Origin of the sequence: Undibacterium cyanobacteriorum (assembly GCF_031326225.1) — a bacterium.
GTDB classification, from domain to species: domain Bacteria; phylum Pseudomonadota; class Gammaproteobacteria; order Burkholderiales; family Burkholderiaceae_D; genus Undibacterium; species Undibacterium cyanobacteriorum.
Genome location: NZ_CP133720.1, coordinates 3,637,007 through 3,656,239, shown reverse-complemented (window position 1 = coordinate 3,656,239; position 19,233 = coordinate 3,637,007). Strand labels below are relative to the sequence as shown.

General features: G+C 50.0%; 13 protein-coding genes and 1 other RNA gene. 11 read left to right on the top strand and 3 right to left on the bottom strand.

Features of this window, described 5'->3' with window-relative positions:
* Positions 1-230: 230 nt before the first annotated feature.
* Positions 231-1,412, bottom strand: coding sequence for an MFS transporter (locus RF679_RS15225; RefSeq protein WP_309481476.1), 1,182 nt, complete (start codon positions 1,410-1,412; stop codon positions 231-233).
* 331 nt (positions 1,413-1,743) lie between these two features.
* On the opposite strand from RF679_RS15225, the gene RF679_RS15220 reads away from it, so the two are divergent.
* Positions 1,744-3,075 (top strand): M20 metallopeptidase family protein, encoded by a 1,332-nt coding sequence (locus tag RF679_RS15220; protein WP_309481475.1) that lies wholly within the window; start codon positions 1,744-1,746, stop codon positions 3,073-3,075.
* A 120-nt stretch (positions 3,076-3,195) separates the two neighbouring features.
* Here RF679_RS15220 and RF679_RS15215 read toward each other — a convergent pair whose 3' ends face one another.
* Entirely contained in the window at positions 3,196-4,599 is a 1,404-nt protein-coding gene (locus RF679_RS15215) for an MBL fold metallo-hydrolase (RefSeq protein WP_309481474.1), read from the bottom strand.
* Positions 4,600-4,769: 170 nt separating this feature from the next.
* Positions 4,770-6,473, bottom strand: a complete 1,704-nt coding sequence (locus RF679_RS15210) for a thiamine pyrophosphate-binding protein (protein WP_309481473.1) — start codon at positions 6,471-6,473, stop codon at positions 4,770-4,772.
* A 245-nt stretch (positions 6,474-6,718) separates the two neighbouring features.
* Between RF679_RS15210 and RF679_RS15205 the strand changes: the two genes are divergently transcribed.
* The 10 genes from RF679_RS15205 to RF679_RS15160 all read left to right on the top strand — a co-directional run bounded on the left by RF679_RS15205 (position 6,719) and on the right by RF679_RS15160 (position 19,194).
* A complete protein-coding gene (locus RF679_RS15205; RefSeq protein WP_309481472.1) occupies positions 6,719-7,525 on the top strand; it encodes an SDR family oxidoreductase in 807 nt (268 codons plus the stop codon).
* A gap of 277 nt (positions 7,526-7,802) precedes the next feature.
* On the top strand, positions 7,803-8,411 hold the full coding sequence (locus RF679_RS15200) for a chalcone isomerase family protein (protein WP_309481471.1): 609 nt from the start codon (positions 7,803-7,805) through the stop codon (positions 8,409-8,411).
* A 96-nt stretch (positions 8,412-8,507) separates the two neighbouring features.
* An RNA gene (gene rnpB / locus RF679_RS15195) (RNase P RNA component class A) lies at positions 8,508-8,895 on the top strand.
* 225 nt (positions 8,896-9,120) lie between these two features.
* Positions 9,121-12,300: a bifunctional diguanylate cyclase/phosphodiesterase gene (locus RF679_RS15190; protein ID WP_309481470.1), complete on the top strand. Its 3,180-nt coding sequence runs from the start codon at positions 9,121-9,123 to the stop codon at positions 12,298-12,300.
* 570 nt (positions 12,301-12,870) lie between these two features.
* Positions 12,871-13,299: a division/cell wall cluster transcriptional repressor MraZ gene (mraZ, locus tag RF679_RS15185; RefSeq protein WP_309481469.1), complete on the top strand. Its 429-nt coding sequence runs from the start codon at positions 12,871-12,873 to the stop codon at positions 13,297-13,299.
* Positions 13,300-13,306: 7 nt separating this feature from the next.
* Positions 13,307-14,263: a 16S rRNA (cytosine(1402)-N(4))-methyltransferase RsmH gene (gene rsmH / locus RF679_RS15180; RefSeq protein WP_309481468.1), complete on the top strand. Its 957-nt coding sequence runs from the start codon at positions 13,307-13,309 to the stop codon at positions 14,261-14,263.
* Positions 14,263-14,538: a cell division protein FtsL gene (ftsL, locus tag RF679_RS15175; protein ID WP_309481467.1), complete on the top strand. Its 276-nt coding sequence runs from the start codon at positions 14,263-14,265 to the stop codon at positions 14,536-14,538. The genes rsmH and ftsL overlap by 1 nt, the downstream gene beginning before the upstream one ends.
* On the top strand, positions 14,535-16,298 hold the full coding sequence (locus tag RF679_RS15170) for a peptidoglycan D,D-transpeptidase FtsI family protein (protein ID WP_309481466.1): 1,764 nt from the start codon (positions 14,535-14,537) through the stop codon (positions 16,296-16,298). Before ftsL ends, RF679_RS15170 begins: the two co-directional genes overlap by 4 nt.
* Positions 16,298-17,821: a UDP-N-acetylmuramoyl-L-alanyl-D-glutamate--2,6-diaminopimelate ligase gene (locus RF679_RS15165; protein ID WP_309481465.1), complete on the top strand. Its 1,524-nt coding sequence runs from the start codon at positions 16,298-16,300 to the stop codon at positions 17,819-17,821. Before RF679_RS15170 ends, RF679_RS15165 begins: the two co-directional genes overlap by 1 nt.
* A complete protein-coding gene (locus RF679_RS15160) occupies positions 17,821-19,194 on the top strand; it encodes a UDP-N-acetylmuramoyl-tripeptide--D-alanyl-D-alanine ligase (RefSeq protein WP_309484030.1) in 1,374 nt (457 codons plus the stop codon). Before RF679_RS15165 ends, RF679_RS15160 begins: the two co-directional genes overlap by 1 nt.
* Positions 19,195-19,233: the final 39 nt, after the last annotated feature.

The window sequence follows — 19,233 nt, the reverse complement described above, 5'->3', positions numbered from 1 at the left end:
TACAGCGTGTCTATGATTCGATTGAAATCGATGTAAATCGAAGGATCATGCGATTTATCATGTGCTTATTTTTTCCGCAAGGCAAGTTAACTGGTGAAAAATGAGGCGGATTTGCGACGTGCCGTTGGTATGAAATGTGTTGTTATCTTTAAAATAATGGCTTAGCCACTGGTGCGGTGACGCTCAGGCGGACATCTGTCGTATTTGATAACGATTGAATTCCTAAGTTGTCATTTGTGCTTGCGGGCAAAGATGCCGACGGCGACAAGGCTGATGATTGCAATTGCCACTCCAGCCCAAAAAGTCGCTTGAGCACCTAATGTCTCCCATAGCGCACCCGCAATAAAGCTTGCTAGAAGTAGGCAAATACCACTGACCAAATTGAACATACCAAAGGCGGTACCGCGTAGATCTGTTGGAGCGAACTGAGAAATAAGGCTTGATAGTAAGCCTTGGGTCATCCCCATATGGATGCCCCACAAAATAATCCCGCAAGCTAAACCTAGGAGAGAGTTAGTGCTTGCAAGGCAAAGGTCAGCGGCGATCAATACGAGCAAACCATATTGCAATAATGTGTAGGGGCTCACTCGATCAGATAGTTTGCCGAAGGGATAAGCTGTTAAGGCATAGACCGCGTTCATGGCAACCATGATCAAGGGAACCAAGGACATCGACACATTCAGCTGCTGCGCTCGTAGTAATAAGAAGGCTTCACTAAAGCGCGCTAAAGTGAACAAACCGCCGATGCTAACGATGGTCCAATAACTACGGGGAAGGAGATTTAGTTGTGCTCGGCTCAGTGGAAAGGCAGTCGTTTTTTTTATTTTGGTGCGCGGTTCTTGGACGCCAAACATGAGTAACAACAGTGAGGCGAGAGCAGGGATGACCGCAATCCAAAAAATAGAGCGGAAATCATTGGCCCACAAGATCATCAATCCCGTTGCGATCAAAGGACCACCGACCGCGCCAATCGTATCGAGGGACTGACGTAGGCCAAAAGCGGCTCCGCGAATTTCTGGTGGTGTGATATCGGCGATTAAGGCGTCGCGCGGCGCACCGCGAATCCCTTTACCGATCCTGTCGCCCATGCGGGCGACTGCTAATATGGGGAAATTAGTGGCGAGCGCGAATAGAGGCTTGGAAAGAGCGCTCAAACCATATCCTAAGGTGGCGAGAATTTTGCGTTTGCCGAGCCGATCGCTGAGAGCACCTGAAAAAATTTTGACGATCAAAGTGGTCGCTTCGGCAATGCCATCCAATAGACCCACTAACATCACGCTCATGCCGAGTGATCCAACCATAAAGACCGGCAGCAAGCTATGGATCATCTCCGACGATATGTCCATCAAGAGGCTCACGAAGCCGAGGGTCCAAATGCTTTTGGGAATCGCTGGTTTCTCATTCAATTTCATGTTGTGGCTGGCATTGGTCATCGCGTGATCTGGCTTTGTTATTCAGCAGGTGAGTCTCGGTACTAGGAGAGACGTTCTATTGCCCTATATCGACTTGCGACAAAAGCCCATTTTTGCTCTATTTTTCACTTCATTTTACTGGCTTCGCTAAGCTAAACGCGTATCGTCTGTTGTAATTTCGCTTGAATTGGGTCTCCAAAGCAAAAGAATTTTCTTCTTGATGGTTTTAGTCTGTTAGCGTAGCCGCTACGGCTGCCTGCACGTTCTTGATCAAGACCTGAGCCCAGCCTTGAAACTGTGATTGAACTATATGAAGGAAGGACAGCTAGGAATGAAACCCTTACTACTGAAGTACTCTATGTATGCCTTGATGACCTGCTCGATGTCGCCAGCGTTCGGTCAAGCAGATCTTAAATCGTCCATTGATAAAGATTACAAAGCGAAGCTAGGAGCTTTGTTCGATCACTTTCATCGCAACCCTGAACTCTCCTTTGTCGAGACTAGAACGGCGGCACGTTTAGCGCAAGAATTGCGGGCGATTGGGTTTGAGGTGACTGAGAATGTAGGTAAAACAGGCGTTGTCGCGATATTGAAAAATGGACCAGGCCCGTTGGTGATGCTACGCGCTGATATGGATGGCTTGCCGGTGCAAGAAAAGTCAGGGTTGCCGAATGCTTCGACTGTGATGCAAAAAGATATGGCAGGGAATTTAATGCAGGTCATGCATGCATGTGGCCACGATGTGCACATCACCAGCATGGTGGGTACGGCCCAACAAATGGCGGCGCGCCGTAAAGATTGGTCAGGCACCTTGATGTTGATTGGGCAGCCAGCTGAAGAAGTCGTAGCAGGTGCCAAAGCTATGATGGAAGATCAGCTGTGGAAGCGTTTTGGTCAACCTGATTATGCGATTACTTTTCACGTTAATGCCGCGGTAGAGGCGGGTAAGATTGATGCGGTGGAAGGGTCTCCTTGGTCGGGTGTTGATACGGTCGATATCATCGTGCATGGACAGGGCGCGCATGGTGCAAGCCCTCACCGAGGACGTGACCCAATCGTGATTGGTTCACAGATCGTGATGGCACTGCAAACAATTATTAGTCGTGAACGTGCGCCACGCGATCCTGCGGTGATCACGGTGGGCAGTTTCCACTCGGGAACCAAGAGTAATATCATCAGCGACCAAGCCAAACTGAGCCTCACGGTGAGAAATGAGAGTTTTGAAACGCGAGAGATGCTCTTGAATGCGATCAATCGCGTTGCTATCAATACAGCCCGGGCAGCGGGTGTCGCTGAGGATAAATTACCTGAAGTGATTATCTCTGGCGAACCTGCGCCGCCGACCTTGAATAACATCGCATTGACCAAGCGCTTAAAGAAAACGTGGACTGAGAAATTGGGCGCTGGAATCTTTGATACCAACTACCAACGTCTCGATATGGGGGCCGAAGATTTTCCGCAATTTACCACCAAGCCAACCATTCCTAGTGTTTACTTTTCAGTAGGCGGAACACCGAAAGAGGCATTTGAAGCGGAGAAAGCGGGCGGCCCTCCAGTGCCAAGCCATCACAGCCCATTGTTCAAAATTAGCGCTGAGCCAGCGGTCAAGACAGGGGTGGAAACCACGGTGATTGCGCTCATGGATTTGCTGCAGAAGAAGTGACTTGACGTGATTTGAAGTGATTCAAATCGCGCCCGCTAACGGCGCACATGGTTCTCTTCAACAAGGCGGGTCCAATGTTTTTGAGTCCGCCTTATTCTTTACCCTAAATTCAACCTATATTTAGTCTAGAGCAAGCAGGTCGAACTCTTCGCCAAGGCGAGGTAGGAAGCAACGTGTTTGCGTTCTTTGTGTGAGTTCATCAGCGAACTGTTGCATCACTTCGTATTCGCCGTGGACCAGAAAAGTATGAGGTGTGTGGAGGTGATGGTGCCAGTCCAAAAGTTCGTTGCGATCAGCATGGGCAGAAAAGCCGTTGATCGTATGAATTTCGGCGTTGACCGTGACGTCCTCACCGAAGATATGAACGCGTGCCTGACCATCGATAATTTGCCGCGCTAAGGTACCTTTGGCCGCGAAGCCGACGAAGACGATGCTGGAATTACGTTCCCATAAATGATGCTTTAGGTGGTGCTGAATCCGCCCTCCAGTGCACATGCCAGCACCCGCTAAAATCACAGCGCCGCCTTTGATCTGATTGATGGCGATACTGTCTTCAAGATCGCGCACGATATGTAGATTGGCCAGTGTAAAAGGATCATGATGTTGTGCGAAGAGCGCGGCACTCTCTTCGTCATAACAATCGGGATGTCGGCGGAAAATCTCGGTGGCTGAAATGGCCATCGGCGAATCTAAAAAAACATGCAATCCCGCGGGCAGCACAGCGTTCTCCACACCTTCGCGCAGATACCACAGAATTTCTTGTGCACGTTCTAAGGCAAAAGTCGGAATGATGACATTGCCATTGCGTTTGAAGGTGGTACGAATCACCTCGTAGAGCTCTGCTACCGAGGCGTCTAAAGAACGATGACAGCGGTCGCCATAGGTGGTTTCCATGATAACGAAGTCAGCAGGAGGCGGCGGCTCTGCATCGCGTAAAATTACCCGTCCATCACTACCTAAATCGCCAGAGAAGACGATGCGACGCCGGTGATCTCCCTCTTCAAGTTCGAGAGCGATACTAGCAGAACCAAGGATATGTCCCGCATCATAGAAGTGCGCCGTAATGCCCGCAGCCAAGGGCAAGGGGTGATGATAGTGTGCCGTGCGTCCGAATAAAGCGAGGCACTGTTCGACATCGTCTCGTGTGTAGAGCGCAGGGGCGGGTGCGTATCCATGATGACGCCAGTGTTTTTCGCGACGTCGCGCTTCCGCTTCTTGTAGATGAGCTGAATCCAATAGCACTAATTTCGCGAGATCGCGACTGGCGGCGGTGGTGATGATCTCACCTCGGAAGCCGCGTTTCACCAAGAGTGGCAAACGGCCACAATGATCGAGGTGGGCATGGGTCAGCAACACGAAATCGATGCTGGTAGGATCAAAGCCGAACTCTTGTTGATTGTCTTCCGCCAGTGCACGGCTGCCTTGAAACAGGCCGCAATCAATCAAGATGTTCTTACCTGCACATTGCACGCGATGGCAAGAGCCGGTCACACTTTGGTCTGCGCCATGGAACGAGAGTTTCATCTTGGTTTGCTGCCTTTCATTGCAATCTCTTTTGTGATTTCCGTCGCTCTTGTTCACACAAACTCGTTTTTAAAAACCTTGTCGGATGAACTTTGGGCTGAGGAAATCACTTGAGATCATTTTCTTTTGGCGATACTTCGCTACTAAATCTAACCGCTGGCCAAGTTTGACTACTTACCCGCTGCCTGTGCTTGTTGACGCAGGGTCATCAGGCTCGCGCCCGGTGTAATCAAATTGCCGTCATAGCGAAGTTCGATTAGTGCGGGTAATTGATGCTCTTGCGTATGAGCGATGGCACGGGCCAAGGCAGGGCCGAAATCGGCAGTATGTTCAACGGCTTCGCCATGTCCACCATAAGCGCGTGCAAGAGCAGCGAAATCGGGATTATGTAATTCGGTGCCGGATACGCGCGCGGGAAATTCGCGCTCCTGATGCATACGAATCGTGCCGTACATTCCGTTGTTGAAAACGATGATGATGACACCAGCGCGATATTGAACGGCCGTGGCTAATTCTTGGCCATTCATCATGTATTCGCCGTCACCTGCGAAAGCAATCACGGTCCGCTCTGGCGCTGTAATTTTTGCCGCAACGGCAGACGGTACGCTGTAGCCCATCGCGCCGGATGTTGGTGCTAGTTGCGTACGCCAACCACCATAGGGGAAATAGCGATGCGCCCAAGTTGCATAATTACCAGCACCGTTGGTGATGATGGTGTCGGCAGGGCACTGTGCTTTGATGTCTTGCACCACTTGCCATAAATTGAGCGGCGCATTTTCTTGTTTGAAAATAGCAGGTTCTTGTTGCCATTGTTGGAGATCGACTTTGGCGGAGGCCAATTGTGCGCGCCAGTTATCCTGTTCGGTACTTGCCAGTGAGCCCATTTCTGAGAGGACTTGGGCAAACTCTTTCATGCCGCTGTTGATCATGGTTTGCGCTTGATAAACGCGACCAAGCTCGAGGGCATCGCTATGCACATGAATGAGGTGTTGCTTCGGGACCGGGGCTTCAAAAATAGTGTAGCCGCTGGTCGTCATCTCACCGAGTCTTGGGCCAATCGCTAACACCAGATCGGCGTCTTTGATACGCTGCGCGAGCTTAGGATTAATCCCAATGCCGACGTCGCCAACATAGTTGGGATGAAGGTTAGGCATCAAATCTTGGAAGCGGAATGCGCAACCCACAGGCAGATGATTTTGTTCGGCAAAATGCGCGACTTGTTCGCATGCCGCAGGGCTCCAGCCGCCACCACCAAGTAGTAAGAATGGACGTTTGGCGCGACTCAGTAAATCTTTAATGTGCTGAATCTGCAGGCTTGAAGGACTAGCTTGTACTTCACGGTAATGACCGGTATCGCTGACGTTCGCGACGGCCGAAAGACAATCTTCAGGGAGTGCCAAAACAACCGGGCCAGGTCGACCACTGGTGGCAACTTGGAAGGCATGGGCGATGTATTCTGGAATGCGATCCGCACGGTCTATTTGCGCCACCCATTTTGCCATTGGTCCATACATGCGGCGATAGTCGATTTCTTGGAAGGCTTCACGTTCGACAAAATCGTTCCCGACTTGGCCGATGAATAAAATCATCGCGGTTGAATCTTGATGCGCCGTGTGCACACCAATCGAAGCATTGGTGGCACCGGGGCCGCGTGTAACGAAGCAAATGCCGGGTTTGCCGGTGAGTTTGCCATAGGCTTCAGCCATAAATGCCGAACCGCCTTCTTGGCGATTGATGATAAATTTGATCGAACTATCGTGTAAGGCGTCGAGCACCGGCAAGTAGCTCTCACCAGGAACACCAAAAATTGTATCGACACCATGCACTTCGAGTGCATCAACGATTAACTGTCCACCAGAGCGAGGAGTAAGCATGTTATTCAAAATCTTGTACGGAATGAAAAACGTAAAGCTACCAGATTCGACTCACTTCGTGCAGCCCATGCACTGCTTTACCACAAGGAAGTTTGAGTTGTATCAGCTACTTGACTTCATGGAGAAAGTGGTATGCTCAATACGAGTGGGTTTTATTGCGCCGCAATAAAAATCGTTAAGTTAGATCGCCAAGCTAATTCGCCAAGATAAAAACAAATCGAAATGAAAAGGATAGGGGACTCAGAATGCAAGTGATCGTGATTACCGGTGCATCGGACGGCATAGGCGCAGAGATGGCGCGACAAATTGCGCGCAAACATGGCGCACAGGTATCCTTGGTTTTGGCTGCCCGCAATTCCCAACTATTGGAGCAGGTTGCGCAACAATGCCGTGATAGCGGAGCGTCGTGTTTGGTGGTGCCGACCGATGTGAGCTTAGAGCCCGAGTGTCGACGCTTAATCGCCACCGCGATTACCGAATATGGACAATTAGATGTCTTAATCAATAATGCAGGCAAGTCGGCGCAAGCATTGTTGAGCGAAGTTGAAGATCTGGCTTGGTATGAAGATCTGATGCGGGTGAATTTTTGGGGAAGTGTTTGGTGTACCCATGCGGCCTTGCCATATCTGAAGGAGCGTCGTGGAAAGATCGTCGCCGTCTCGTCTTTAGCCGGTTTGGTGGGGGTGCCGGGGCGTAATGCCTACAGCGCCACTAAGTTTGCTATGAACGGATTTTTTGAAGCTTTGCGTGCTGAATTGCGGGACGCTGGTGTCAGCGTGACCTTGGCTTATCCTGGCGTGGTTGCGACACAAATTCGCCATCGTGGCTATAACGCTCAGGGGCAGGCTGCTGGCAGTAGTGGCTTGAAAGAAGATGGTGCCATGTCTGTGGAGACGTGCGCCAGACTGATCATCGCGGGCATGCAGCGGCGCCAGCGTGAAGTTGTGATGAGTTTGAAAGGAAAGTTGGGACGTTGGCTTAAATTGTTAATGCCAAGCGTGGTTGAGAAGATGGCCTTGGCGGCCCTCAAAAATGAAGTCAGGCCGCATTGAGTTAAGGCGATTGAACGTGCTTGAGTTTGTCGGTTTGGCATGGAAAGTTAAACGCTTGAGTAGGCAGATTGCAAAGAAAAACTCTGGCAACTTGTTTTTTGAAGAAAAAGTGTGAATTTGCTTTCTAAATTGCTGATTTTCATGTCGATTAGACTTGCACCCTCTAAAAATAATCTCTAATGTGAAGCGCACAAAATAAAACGGTCGTTCGTAATTCGCGATGAGGCCGTAGGGATGCAGTGTTGGCATCGTTACCCCAGAATCATTAGGAGATCTTATGAAGTTGCTTGAAAAATTTTCACGGATGTTTGCGGTTGCAGGTTTGACTTTAGGCTTGAGTTTGGTGGCAGTCGCAACGGCGCAGGCAGACACGGTTGTTGCTGGCGTTAAGTTGGATGACACAGTGCAGGTTGGCGGTCAAACATTGAAATTGAATGGCGCCGGCGTGCGTTACAAAGTTGTGTTCAAAGTGTATGTTGCCGCGCTTTACCTTCCAGAATTGAAATCCACGACGCCAGAAGTTTTGGCTTTGCCAGGTGCAAAGCGCGTGACGCTGGTCATGATGCGTGAATTGAGCAACGATGATCTTGGTCAACGTTTCTTGGATGGATTGCGCAACAACCTCGATACGAGTGAGCGTACCCGTTTGGTCGGCGCGATGGTGACTTTCGGGAAGATGTTTTCTACCGTACCAAAGCTGAAAAAAGGTGACGTGCTCACGTTTGATTGGGTTCCTGGTACTGGCGTTGTGTGCCAATTGAACGGGGAGAAAATTGGTGACCATATTACTGATCCGAATTTCTACAACGGTGTTTTGAAGATTTGGCTGGGCAATCAACCAGCCGATGAAACTTTGAAACACAAAATGTTGAATTCAAAAGAATAAGTTTTGCCCTTACGGTCGTTAAACAAATCGAAAACCGCCAAGCTTTGCTGGCGGTTTTTTTATGTGGATAGCCCGGTAGCTGGTACAATGTCACCTGAAGCAGACTAGACAATCGCTGGTGACGATGGTTTCGTCGTGACGAGAGGAAGGTCCGGACTCCATAGAGCAGGGTGACGGCTAACGGCCGTACGCTGAAAGCTGAAGTGGGCGAAAGCGCATGGAGGTATAAGGCGAGGAATAGGGCCACAGAGACGAGTCTTTGGGGCGTAGTAAAGCGCAAGCTGCACTAAACCACGAAGGGTGAAACGCGGTAACCTCCACCCGGAGCAATTTCAAATAGGCACGCGGTGATGTGGCTCGCGGAGCGTGCGGGTAGAAAGCTTGAGCGGCGGAGCAATCCGTCGCCTAGAGGAATGATTGTCATAGCGTGCAATAGCGATATTGTGCGCCGTAACAGAATCCGGCCTATCGGTCTGCTTCATTTTTTCTTTGTCACTTGCACCAAAGCTGTGCGAAGTGTCGACTAATTAGTAAAAACACCATGGTCAGTTGACCAGCTCCCTTTCGCGTTCGCATGTGCGCAGTTTCCGAGTTTGTGAAATGCAGACGCACTGCATGCCGCATTGCATGCTTTTCTTGGTTGAAGATAAATAGCGGTGATACACTTTGTGTGTATTTGATATCGCTCCATCAATAAGAAAGGCAGTACATGCCCAATCGAATAAAAACAGATGCGTGGGAAGTGCCCGTTTGGGCTTTAGTGTCCTGCGTTCTGGTCATCATCGCGGTCATCATCGGACAGACTTGGTGGTCGATCGAGCAGGATCGTAGTTTGACGATCGCTGCGGCAAATAAAAACAGCTTACTCAACACCCGCATGTTCGAAGAGCATGCTAATCGTGTGCTCAATGATGCTGCTCGCGAAATTTCTGCTGCGGCTGATGCTTTACAAACTCAGAGTGACAGTGTTTTGCGTGATGAAGCCAGTGTGCGTCAAGTATTGAGTGCTCAGCGCAGAGGTTCTCCGTTTATTCATGCACTCTCCGTCGTCGATACCAAGGGCTTGTTGTGGGCATCGTCGGCGCGCTTTCCAGTGGAGCCAATTGACCTCTCGAATCAGGACTATGTGAAGTCTTTGAATAAGCCGAATGTTAATCCACGTGAACTTGTCCTAGGCGCAGTGTTTACGGCAAAAAAACCGAACCAAAATTTCCTACCGCTGGCACGCAATTACTATGATGCCAATAGCAAGTTACTAGGACAGGTGCAAGCCGAAATTAGCCTCGCCTATTTCCAAGAATTCTACGAACGCGTTGCAAAAGATGCGGGAGCAAAAGTTTCTTTATACGATAGAGATGGGCAAGTCATCGTGCAAGCGATGAGTGAGAAGAGTCAATACAAAAAAGATGATGCCGATAATATCGTGTCGGATGCGATTGACAGTTTAATGGAGAGTAACGGTCGCGCTGAAAGTAGTGTGTTAAGTAGTGATCAAAGTCTCGCATACACCATGCTGAAGATGAACGACTTTCCTTTAGTTGTCGCGTTTGCCCGTGATCTCGATAGTATTTTGTTGGAGTGGAAAAAACGGTTTGAGCAGAAAGTGATTTTGGCGGCTCTGACCATTCTCTTCACGCTTGTGCTGGCATTCTTGCTCTACAAGAAAATCACCAATTTACGACTATCGCGCGAACGTCTCAGTGATAGCGAACGCCGTTACCGTTTGTTGTTCCAAGACGCGCAGGATGGCATTTTATTGATCGATAAATCCTATCATTTCGTCGACGGTAATCAGAACGCTTTGGAGATGCTAGCGGTTGATGTGAAAGCGGATCTGTATAGCTTGGACATCGGGGAATTTTCGGCGGATTGGCGTTACACTCAGCCCACAGTCGCGGCGAAAAAAGCCGAAGCAATTAAGAAGTTCGTTGACCTCGCATTTAAAGGACAGGTGCAAAAATTTGAATGGATTGCTCATCGCCGCGGCAAAGATTGGTTCAGTGAAGTGACTTTAAGTCGCGTATTGATTTCCAATGAGGCGATTGTCTTCTGTGTCATGCGCGACATCTCGCAGAGAAAACATGCTGAGCGTATGCTTCAAGGACAAAATCAATTGCTGCAATTGATCGGTAGTAGTGAAAGCCTTGAATCAATCTTGATTGATACCTGTCATTTCGTCGAACGCAACAATCCTCATTGGCATTGTGGCGTTCAATTATTGTCCTTGGATCAGCGTCTGTTCACGCAGACAATCGGCCATCATTTTCCAGAAATCCTACGTCGCCAATTGACTGAAGCCCCGGTTTGCCGAGGTAATGGTGTGTGGAGTGAAGCCGTCCTTGGAGTTGTGCCAGTTTGGGTGACGGATATTCCAAAAGCCGCGGAAATGGAATTCATCGTTCAACGCAAACTATTAGCAAATTATGCGGCGGTTGGCTCTTGGCCCATCATGGGTAAGACAGGACTGATCCTTGGCACCTTTACGCTATTCACCGAATCGACCGCGGCGTTGAGCAATGAAGACTTGAGCCTGATTAGTATCGCGACTGATGTGTCGAGTATTGCGATCGAGGGCAAGCGGGCAGAGGAGAAAGCAATTCGCTTGGCGCATTATGATGAGATCACGAAGTTGCCGAATCGCTTCTTGTTCAATCAGTATTTGTCGAAAGCGCTGACCTATGCAGAAGATAGTAAATCACATTTGGCTGTTCTCTTGCTCGACTTAGACCGCTTTAAAGCGATTAATGATAGTTTCGATCACGAAGAGGGCGATAAAGTATTGCGTGATGTGGCCAATCGACTGAAGGCTGAGTTGTCAGAAGCTGATACTTTGGCTCGGGTCGGTGGCGATGAATTCATGCTGCTATTGGATCGGTATAAGAGCCCACGTGAATTGACCGATGTTGCGGGGCGGTTATTGCGGGCGGCGGCGACACCGTTTGAAATCGCTGGTCAGGAGCTACAGATTAGTGCCAGCATTGGCATTGCGATATATCCCGATGATGGCGTTGATTCTCAAGTCCTGATGAAGCATGCCGAAATCGCGATGTATCGTGCCAAGCATAATGGCAAAAATAATTATCAGTTCTACGATGCCAATATGAACGTTCATACGATTGAACGTTTGTCATTTGAAGCACAGTTACGTCGCGCGATTGAGAATCAAGAATTCGTGGTGCATTATCAGCCCAAGGTGAGTGTGAAGACCGGCAAGATAGTCGGTGCCGAAGCGCTGATTCGTTGGCAACATCCTGAAAATGGTTTGATTTATCCGACAGAGTTTATTGCTCTCGCAGAAGAAGCCGGCTTGGTTGGGAAGATGGGGATGCAAGTACTCGAAACCGTGTGCGGCTCTGTAGCCAAATTTCGTCAGGCCAAGAAAAAGTTTGGACGTATTGCGATTAATCTCTCTGGCGCGCAATTCAGTGATAATGGCTTATTAGATGAGCTACAAAAGGTCGTGGATTTTTGGGAAATCTCGTCAAGTGATCTTGAATTCGAGATTACGGAAAGCATGGTGATGAATAATCACGAGCAGGCTATCGCCCATATGGATAGCCTTAAGGCTGCTGGTTATACCTTGTCGATCGATGATTTCGGGACGGGTTATTCGTCCTTGGCCTATCTAAAACGCTTCCCGGTAAATAGCTTGAAGATCGATAAATCTTTCATCAACGATATGCCGACCAATCCGAATGATACGGCAATCGTCATGGCGATCATTGCGATGGCCAAGACCTTGGGTCTGAAGATTGTGGCGGAGGGCGTTGAAAATAAAGTCCAACTCGATACCTTGTTTAGTAGTCAGTGTGACGAGTATCAAGGCTTCTATTTCTCACGTGCCGTACCCGAAGAAGCTTTTATGGAGTTGCTCGAAGTCGAAGAGTGATGCCGCTGGCCTGATTAGGATTTTGCCTACCATATCGTGAGGTTCTGATCGTCTCAATTGCAAGCTTACAAAAAACTGCTCGTATTGTAGACAGATATTTAGGAATGCGTGCCGATTCGGGAGTAATCTGCGCGCTCCTTCGGCCCTTTATTTTGAGCATAAAAGCTGATCGCTTTGCCCAGCAAATTGCCTTCGTCTCTCGCCTCAGGTGCCGACGGTGACGCCGACAAGGCATGAATGTGGCTCGGAATCCGGAAATCCTCATTTTCTGACTGTCGCTTTTTTAAGCACTCCCCAAGGCCGTCCCAAAAACAGCATAAACACATGTTTATTGCTCATGTCTCACTTTCACTATCTTAGCTAAGTCTCTAATTTTAAGAGATTTTCTCCTTTTTTCTTCTTTAGCTGTCTGCGCTAAGTCATTGACTTTATTAAAGAAATTCCTGTTTTTCGTTTCAAATCCGCTTGACCCGGCTCAAAGCTTCCTCTAAAGTGGGAAAAAGTGTGAAAAAGTGTTTTTTTGTGGTGAAAAGCCATTTCACAAATCAATTTCAAGCGATAGGGTAAAACGTGTTTCAAGGCGCCTCTGCACTTAATCTCGATGCGAAAGGACGGATGTCAATTCCGGCTCGGCATCGTGACGCCTTGAGTGTGCTGTGTGAAGGCCGTGTGACCTTAACGCGCCACCCGCACGGTTGCTTACTTTTATTCCCACGCCCAACGTGGGAAACCCATCGCGAACAAATCGCTGCTTGGCCTATGGCGGCACGCGCTTGGCAACGGATTTTCCTTGGTAACGCTTCCGATGTGGACATGGATGGCACGGGACGCATCTTGGTTGCACCGGAACTGCGCAACGCAGTCGGCTTGCAACGCGATGTGATGCTGCTTGGTATGGGATCGCATTTCGAAATTTGGGATGCCGCCAAGCTTGCGGAAAATGAGGCCCAGGCGATCGCAGGCGGAATGCCTGAAGCTTTGAGTAACTTCTCCTTCTGATAGCCGTATGACTGTCACGCATCCAGGAGAACTGATTCACCTTACGGTGTTATTGGACGAGGCTATCGAAGCCCTCGAGATTAAGGCCGAGCGCGCTAATGGCATCTATGTGGATGGCACTTTTGGTCGCGGTGGGCACAGTCGCAAGTTGTTGCAGCAATTGGGGCCGCAGGGCCGTTTGATTGCCTTTGATAAAGATCCTTACGCCATCGCCAATGCGGAGCAAATTCAAGACCCGCGTTTTCATATTGTGCACGACAGCTTCGCCACTATGGCAGAAAGTTTGCATGCGATCGGGGTGACTCAGGTTGACGGCATCTTGATGGACTTGGGAATCTCTTCGCCCCAAGTCGATGATGCCGATCGCGGTTTTAGTTTCCGTCACGATGGTCCATTAGATATGCGTATGGATACCACGCGCGGACAGTCTGCAGCTGCTTGGTTGGCGCAGGAGGAAGAGGAAAAAATTAGGGAGGTCATAGACAATTATGGGGAAGAACGGTTTGCTTTTCAGATTGCAAAGGCGATTGTTGCTCGCCGGGCGATCGAGCCCATTTCAAGTACAAGGCAGCTTGCAGAGCTCGTCGCAAACGCCGTCAAAACTCGCGAGAAGGGCAAAGACCCGGCAACTCGCACCTTTCAGGCTATACGGATTTTCATCAATCAAGAGCTTGCGGACCTCGAGACCGGTCTAGCAGCTGCGTATGATTTACTGGCACCGAATGGTCGCCTTGCGGTGATCAGTTTCCATTCACTCGAAGACCGCATCGTCAAGCAATTCATGAATGCTAAGGCGAAAATCGAGCAGCCTGATCGACGTTTGCCAATTCGCTCGGTTGATTTGCCGCAGCCGAAAATGCGTCTGTTGTCACGAGTGAAGCCGAGTGAAGCTGAAGTGTTGGCCAATCCACGTGCCCGTTCAGCAATTATGCGGGTCGCACAGAAGATAGGCGAGGTGCAGTAATGGGCACTCGCATTAATCTTTTGTTGGGCATTGTTTTGGTGGCATGCGCTTTGTCACTCATTAACTCACAATACAAAGCACGAAGCTTGTTCATTGAACTCGAGCGTTCGCAAGCGCAAGCCAAACAATTTGATTTGCAGTGGACTCAGCTCAAACTCGATCAATCGACCTTTGGCAAGCACTCGCGGATCGAGGCCGTTGCGGAAAAAGAATTGAACATGACGCCGCTGACCCCGGACCGCACTCAATATTTGACAGCGGAGGCGAGTCAATGAGTCGCCACGGACAAACTTCGCGCACGGCTGCCGCACGCGGCGTCTCCTTCTCTTCTAGTCCTGTCCTGGAAGTGCGTTTGCCAGTGTGGCGGTCGCGCTTCGTTCTGTTTATCCTCTTTGGAGCTTTCTTTGGTTTGATGGGGCGAGCCTTGTACTTGCAAGGCATGAATACGGAGTTCTTGCAAAAGCAAGGCGCCACACGTTATGCACGCACCATAGAATTGCCAGCAACGCGCGGTAAGATCACCGATCGTCACGGTCAAGTTTTAGCATCTTCGATCCCAGTCAAAGCGATCGCGGCTTTCCCCGAGGATGTGGTCGATGCACCAAAAGAAAAGATCGTTGAATTGGCGCGTTTGCTTGAGTTGAGCGAATCAGATCTGCGAAAAAAATTAGAATCAGATAAGCAGTTTGTGTATTTGAAGCGTCAGGTAGAGCAAGACGTTGCCGACAAAATCGTGGCCTTGAATATTCCTGGAATCGAGACTCGTAAGGAATACAAGCGCTTTTACCCCGAGGGTGAAGTGATGGCGCACGTCGTTGGTTTTACCAATGTCGAAGATAAAGGACAAGAAGGCATTGAGCTTGCGGCTGAGAAAAATTTAGCCGGTAAGAACGGCAGTCGTCGTGTGATCAAAGATCGACTCGGCCGCATTGTCGAAGACATTGAATCCATTCGTGAGCCACACGATGGGAAAGAGTTGCGTCTCTCGGTTGACAGCAAGATTCAATATATCGCTTACACGCATTTGAAAGAAGCCATCGAGAAGCATAAGGCGAAGGCAGGTGGCGCCATTGTGCTCGATGTGCATACCGGGGAGGTGTTGGCGATGGTGAACTTGCCGACCTATAACCCAAACGACAGAGCGAACTTGACCGGTGCGCAATTGCGTAATCGGGTCATGACCGACACTTTCGAGCCAGGGTCAACCATGAAACCGTTCGCGGTTTCTTTGGCTTTGGATACCGGACGCGTAACCCCTGACACAGTATTTCAAACCGCGCCTGGTGCCATGACGATCGGCACAGCGACCATTCATGACGCCCACAAACAAGGCTCTTTGACAGTGGCGCAAGTGATCCAAAAATCGTCGAATATTGGTACGGCCAAAATGGCGTTGCAAATTCCACCGCAAGAGATGTGGGAGATGTTTACGTCTTTGGGTATTGGACAGCAGCCGAATGTTGGTTTTCCTGGTGCCGTCGCAGGCCGTATGCGCAACTACAAAACATGGCGTCCAATTGAACAAGCGACCATGAGCTATGGCCACGGCCTTTCCGTGTCTTTGATGCAGATTGCGCGAGCCTACATGATTTTTGCGCGCCGTGGAGACATGATCCCATTGACCTTCCAGCAATCGAACGAAATTCAAATGGGCACCCGCATCATCTCTGAAAAGACCGCGATGCAAATGCGCGAGATGTTGGAAAGCGTGACGCAACCTGGTGGTACGGCGACACAAGCGCGTATTCCTGGATATCGTGTGGCAGGTAAAACTGGTACCGCTCACAAGCTTGAGGGCGGACGCTATGTGAACAAATATGCGGTCGATTTCGTCGGTTTCGCCCCTGTCTCCAATCCACGTGTGATTGTGGCGGTCATGATCGATGAACCGACCGCAAATGGTTATTACGCGGGTACGGTCGCCGGCCCTGTATTCGCAGCCATTATGCAGAATGTATTGCGCTCACTGAACGTTGTTCCCGATTCTTCTGTCATGAATATTATTCCTGACGAAGGCGTACCGGAGAGTATGTAATGACTATTTTTCAGGACATCCCAGCGTTCATCGAATGGTTGCAAAGCATCGCACCAGAAGCCAAGTTGACGACTGATTCTCGCACCATTCAAGAAGGCGATGTGTTCTTTGCGATTGCGGTGCCGGGCGGCAAAGGCGATGGTCGTGACTTTATCGCTAATGCGATTGAACGAGGTGCAGCGGCGGTCGTTCTATCCGCTGGCAATGGCGAGCCACAGGGGATCTCGGTTCCGTGCGCACAATTCGTGAACCTGAATCAAGCGCTCGGCGCCATTGCGAATGAGTGGTACAACAATATTCAAGCGGATCTCTTTACGGTAGCGGTCACGGGAACCAATGGAAAAACCTCTTGTTCACAATGGATTGCTCGTGCACTTTCTATGACAAGCACGCCTTGTTCCGTGATCGGCACTTTGGGTGTTGGCACCTATCGGGATGGTCATTTAAGCGCTTTACAGGAGACAGGTTTTACCACGCCTGATGCTTTGCAATTACAAGAAAAGTTGGCAGATGCCTATGCGCGAGGTGCGCGTGCTCTGGCCATCGAAGCGTCGTCGATTGGCCTGCATCAAGGACGTTTGAATGGATTGCACTTTGATGTCGCAGTTTTCACAAACTTGACGCGTGATCACCTTGATTATCATCGGACCATGGAAGCATACGCGGAAGCAAAGGCAGCATTGTTCGATTGGCCCGCGCTGAAAACGGCGGTGATTAATGCGGATGATCCATTCGGCTTGCAGCTGATTGCGAAAATGCAGCAACGCGCTGACGTCTCCGTATTAGCATATACCTTGGACGCCGAGCTCTCAATCAAATTTCCCGCATTGCGCGCGACGCAGTTGCGCTCAACCCATGCCGGTACGAGCTTCCATCTGGACTCTCCGTTCGGCGCTGGTGTAGTGAAGACCCAGATGATTGGACGCTTTAATGTCTCGAACACCTTGGCTTCCTTGGCGGTGCTTTTTGCGCGTGGGATCAGTTTTGATAAAGCGGTTGCCATCATCGAGAAATTGGATTCGGTGCAAGGTCGTATGCAGCAACTTGGTACGCCGGGGCAAGCGATGGTGGTAGTCGATTATGCGCATACACCAGATGCCTTACAGAAAACGCTGGAAACTTTGCAAGAAGTTGCGCAGGAGCGTCAAGGTGAGTTGTGGTGCGTGTTCGGATGTGGTGGTGATCGCGACCCTGGCAAACGTCCACAGATGGGCAAGGTGGCGCAGCTTGCGCAACATGTGGTGGTGACAAGTGACAATCCTCGAACCGAAGACCCAGCAAAAATTATTCTGGATATCGTTGCGGGCATGGATGGTTCGCCAACCACGATAGAAGATCGTGCGGCTGCCATTTTGTATGCTGTTAAACATGCAGGTATCAACGACGTGATTCTCTTGGCCGGCAAGGGACATGAAAACTATCAAGATATCAATGGTAAGAAATGGCCGTTCTCCGATGAAGAGCATGCGCGCCTTGCGTTGGCGACAGTAGCGACCCACGCCACTATGAGGAGAAGTTCGTGATTCGGGCCAGCCTACAACAATTACAAAACCTGATCCCGGGCGCAGTGCTGCACGGCGATGCGGAGTTCAGCGGTTTGAGCACCGACAGTCGCCAAGTGCCAACAGCAAGTCTCTTTGTTGCGCTGCGCGGCGAACGATTTGACGCGCATGATTTCCTCGAGCAAGTGCAGCAGTCCGGCGCGGCCGCTTTGGTGGTGGAGCACTTACCCGCAAATATTTCATTGCCGGCTTTGCAGGTGCCTGACACCAAACAAGCTTTACTTGCGATTGGTCGGTTTTGGCGCACTCAATTTTCTATTCCTGTGATCGGTGTGACCGGTAGCAATGGAAAGACCACGGTCAAGGAAATGATTGCGAGTATTCTGCTGCAGCACTTTGGCGAAGAGCACATGGTAGCGACTAAGGGTAATCTGAACAATGAAATTGGGGTGCCTTTAACTTTGATGCGCCTGCATCCAGAGATCCGCGCGGCCGTAATTGAAATGGGAATGAATCATCCTGGTGAAATCGCGCAGATTAGTGCGTCAACAATGGCCACAGTCGCCTTGGTCAACAACGCACAACGCGAGCACCAAGAATTCATGCAAAGCGTCGAGGCGGTTGCGATAGAAAACGGTTCGGTTATTCGTGCGCTGAGCGCTGATGGTGTTGCGGTATTTCCCGCGGACGATACTTACACCAGCCTTTGGCAATCCTATGTCGATGAAATGCCGGGACGTCGTGCGATGACATTTGGCTTGCATTCGAACGCCGATGTATTTGCTGATGTGCAGGTGCTTCCGTTTGGCAGCAAACTGAAGATCCATGCACGTGGTCAGGTGCTTGAAGTGCGCTTAGCAGCTGCAGGGCAGCACAATGTGCTGAACGCTTTAGCTGCATCCACATGTTGTTTAGCCGCCGGCATTCCTTTGTCTTCGATTGTACAAGGCTTGGAAAAATTTTCGCCGGTCAATGGTCGCTTGCAACCCAAACAAGCGAGCGGTGGTGCGCGCGTGATCGACGATACCTATAACGCCAATCCCGATTCGGTGCGCGCTGCGATTGATGTCTTGGCTGCACAGAGTGATCGTACCAGCTTGATCTTGGGTGATATGGGCGAAGTCGGTGCCGATGGTGCGGCCTTCCATCGTGAGATCGGAGAATATGCCAAGCAGCGTGGTATCCAACATCTGTTCACCTTGGGAAGTTTGGCCAAGGCATCGAGTGATGCGTTTGGTGCAGGTGCTCAGCATTTTGAAGACATCGCTGCTTTACTCGCCGAAGTAAAGCATAAGAATGGGACAGGGAATACGCTGCTCGTGAAGGGTTCGCGCTTCATGAAAATGGAAAGAGTGGTCGCTGATTTGACTGGTCAAGGATCGGCTGGTCACTAAATAAAGAACTTACGAAACTAGAACCAATAAGAAAGAAAA